This window comes from Parasynechococcus sp. (genome assembly GCF_042954245.1).
GTDB lineage: Bacteria > Cyanobacteriota > Cyanobacteriia > PCC-6307 > Cyanobiaceae > Parasynechococcus.
Genome location: NZ_JBGKDP010000144.1, coordinates 1 through 3,466, shown reverse-complemented (window position 1 = coordinate 3,466; position 3,466 = coordinate 1). Strand labels below are relative to the sequence as shown.

General features: G+C 61.1%; 3 protein-coding genes. All 3 read left to right on the top strand.

The annotated features are described in order from the left end of the window. The first annotated feature begins 59 nt into the window (after window positions 1-59). Window positions 60-1,577, top strand: coding sequence for an anthranilate synthase component I family protein (locus ACGVJ8_RS06315; protein WP_392346457.1), 1,518 nt, complete (start codon window positions 60-62; stop codon window positions 1,575-1,577). Continuing rightward, a complete protein-coding gene (gshA, locus tag ACGVJ8_RS06310; protein WP_392346455.1) occupies window positions 1,574-2,716 on the top strand; it encodes a glutamate--cysteine ligase in 1,143 nt (380 codons plus the stop codon). The genes ACGVJ8_RS06315 and gshA overlap by 4 nt, the downstream gene beginning before the upstream one ends. Further along, the coding region (locus tag ACGVJ8_RS06305; RefSeq protein ID WP_392346453.1) for a phosphoenolpyruvate carboxylase at window positions 2,713-3,466 on the top strand (754 nt) is incomplete at its 3' end. The genes gshA and ACGVJ8_RS06305, both read left to right, overlap by 4 nt.

Sequence of the window (3,466 nt, the reverse complement as noted above, 5' to 3'; positions counted from 1 at the left end):
CTCTCAAAACCGACGCCCGGAGGTCATGATCTCCGGGCGTCGGCTGCGATGATCAGGTCATGTTCAGTCCCGATCGCGATGCCTTTCATCAGGCTGTTTGCAGTGGTGCCAACCTGATTCCTCTTGCTCAGAGTTGGCCCGCAGATCTTGAAACACCCCTCACCACCTGGATCAAGGTGGGCGACGGAAGGTCTCCAGGCGTGCTACTGGAGTCCGTCGAAGGTGGTGAAACCCTGGGGCGTTGGAGTGTGATCGCCTGCGATCCTCTCTGGACGGCGTCGGCGCGGAACGATCGTCTAACGCGCATCTGGCGTGACGGTCGTGAAGAGACGTTGAACGGCAACCCGTTCGAATCCCTGCGCGACTGCCTCGCGCCGTACTCCTGCGTCAACCTGCCGGGCCTCCCTCCACTTGGACAGCTCTATGGCGTTTGGGGCTACGAGCTGATCCAGTGGATCGAACCCACCGTCGCAATTCACCCCCGCGCTGCTGCCGATCCCCCGGATGGGATCTGGATGTTGATGGACGCGATCCTGATCTTTGATCAGGTGAAACGACAGATCACCGCCGTCGCCTTCGGCGACCTCTCCAACGGGGCGGATGAGAAGGAGGCGTGGCAGGCCGCCGTCGGACGGATCGAGGCCTTGCGCCAGCGGATGGACGCACCTCTGCCCGCCGTCAAACCACTGACCTGGGACGCGAGAAGCAAAGAGCTTCCCGCTGTGCGCTCCAACCGCAGCCGCGATGAATTTGAAGCCGCCGTGGACACCGCCAAGGAACACATCGCAGCTGGCGATGTGTTCCAACTGGTGATCAGTCAGCGCCTGGAAACCGAAGTGCCTCAATCACCCCTGGAGCTGTACCGCAGTTTGCGGATGGTGAATCCATCCCCTTACATGGCATTCTTCGATTTCGGGGACTGGCAACTGATTGGCTCCAGCCCGGAGGTAATGGTTCAAGCCGAACCAGCTGCCGATGGCATTCACGCCAGTCTGCGGCCCATCGCCGGAACACGGCCCCGCGGAGCCACGCCCCTGGAGGACCGCGAGCTGGAAGCTGACCTGCTGGCCGATCCCAAGGAACGGGCTGAGCATGTGATGCTGGTGGATCTGGGCCGCAATGACCTCGGCAGGGTCTGTCAGCCCGGAAGCGTTGCGGTTCAGGACCTAATGGTGATCGAGCGCTACTCCCACGTGATGCACATCGTCAGCCAAGTCGAAGGACGCCTGGGCCCGACACACGACGTGTGGGATCTGCTGATGGCGGCTTTCCCCGCAGGCACCGTCAGCGGTGCACCAAAAATTCGTGCGATGCAGCTCATCCACGAACTTGAGCCCGATGCGCGTGGCCCCTATTCCGGGGTGTACGGATCCATTGATCTGGCCGGAGCCCTCAACACGGCGATCACGATCCGTACCATGGTGGTGCAACCCCGTGATGGTGGAAGATGCCGGGTCAAAGTACAGGCCGGGGCCGGCGTTGTGGCCGATTCACAGCCGACGGCGGAGTTTGAGGAGACCCTCAACAAAGCCCGGGGAATGCTGACAGCACTGGCGTGCCTGAATCCACCGGGATGACAGCGCAACCCCTTCTGCTGAAAGGCTTCGAGGTTGAACTGTTCACCGGTCGAACCAACGGAGCCAACGTGGGCGTCGCCTCGGACGTGGCCAGGGACCTGCCTGGCTTTGTGACAGAACCGGACCGTCGCAATCTCGAATACATCACCGACCCGATCCGGGATTACGCCGAACTCCCCGAGGCACTGCTCGCTCCCCGGCGGACGCTGCGGCAGTGGCTGCAGAAGCGGGAGCTGACGCTTCTCCCTGGCAGCACAATGAGCCTGGGTAATAGCAGCCGATTCGAACGCTCCGACCCCGACAACGCTTATCACGCGTTGATTGAAGAGCTTTACGGCACCAGGGTCGTGACAGCCAGCATTCACATCAACCTCGGGATCACTGATCTCTACTGGTTGTTTGCAGCGGTCCGGCTCGTGCGCTGCGAAGCGGCTCTGCTGCTCGCCCTGAGTGCCAGTTCTCCCTTCTTGGATGGGCGGAGCACCAGCCACCATTCCCAGCGATGGCATCAATTCCCGCTCACGCCACCAGCGGTTCCCCTGTTTCGGGATCACGAGCACTACATCCAGTGGGTGGAGAAGCAACTGGCCACGGGTGCCATGCGCAACGAGCGTCACCTGTGGACGTCCGTTCGGCCCAATGGTCCGCGGCGCCCCTACGACCTCAACCGGTTGGAGTTACGAATCTGTGATCTGGTCACCAATCCCGATGAACTGCTGGCGATCACCTGTCTACTGGAGCTGAGGCTGCTGGCCCTCAAAAACAATATCGAAAGCCTCGATCCGCTCTGCAGCAGTTCTCTGTCCGCCGACGAACTGGTCCAACTGGCCGACAGCAACGACGCCGCCGTGGCCCGATCCAGCCTGAACGCTGAACTCCGGCATTGGCAGGACGGCCGTGCCATCAATTGCAGGAACTGGCTGATAGAGCTGCTTGATCAGCTGGCTCCCCTGGCCGAATCGCTCCAGCTCAGCGCCTGCTTAAAGCCCTTGAAGGGCTTGCTCGCCGATGGCAATCAGGCCATGCGCTGGGAAGCGGCACATGGCCAGGGACAATCCATCGAAGACCTGCTTCAAGAAGGGATCGAGCGGATGGAGGAGGAGGAACGGATCTCCACCGAGGAAGCCTGTTTGGGATGATCATGTCGAGTTCGTCGCAGCGTGGAGACTTCATGCCCGAGTCCACCACCCCTGTCTCCGAGCAAGAGACTGCACGCTTGAGCGGTGGCGGATCCGGCGCAGGGCAGCTTCTTCAGCACCGTCTGGATCTAATTGAAGACCTCTGGAAGTCGGTGCTGCGCAGTGAGTGCCCACCGGAGCAGAGCGAACGCCTGCTGAGGCTCAAACAACTCAGCGACCCCGTCTCTCTGGAAGGGCGAGATGGCGACAGCACGAGCGAGGCGATCGTTGAGCTGATCAAAGCCATGGACCTTTCGGAGGCCATCTCAGCGGCCCGTGCCTTTTCGCTGTATTTCCAGCTCATCAACATCCTTGAGCAACGGATCGAGGAAGACAGTTATCTCGACAGCCTCAGACCCAATTCCAGTGCTGACGCGGCTCAACGGGATGCCTTTGATCCCTTTGCTCCGCCCCTCGCCAACCAGACCGATCCAGCCACCTTTGGAGAGGTGTTCGAGCGGCTGCGACGGATGAACGTTCCCCCTGCGCAGGTGGAACACCTGCTGCGGGAGCTGGACATCCGACTGGTCTTCACCGCACATCCCACCGAAATCGTGCGGCACACGGTGCGGCACAAACAACGCCGGGTGGCCAATCTGCTCCAGCAGCTTCAATCCGATACTCCTCTAGTGCATCAGATGCGTGAGGACTGTCGCGGCCAACTGGAAGAGGAAATCCGCCTTTGGTGGCGGACCGATGAACTCCACCAGT

What these genes read in the sequence shown, in the direction of transcription:
- ACGVJ8_RS06315 (WP_392346457.1), top strand. Translation starts at nt 60, where the DNA reads ATGTTCAGTCCCGATCGCGATGCCTTTCATCAGGCTGTTTGCAGTGGT.
- gshA (WP_392346455.1), top strand. Translation starts at nt 1,574, where the DNA reads ATGACAGCGCAACCCCTTCTGCTGAAAGGCTTCGAGGTTGAACTGTTC.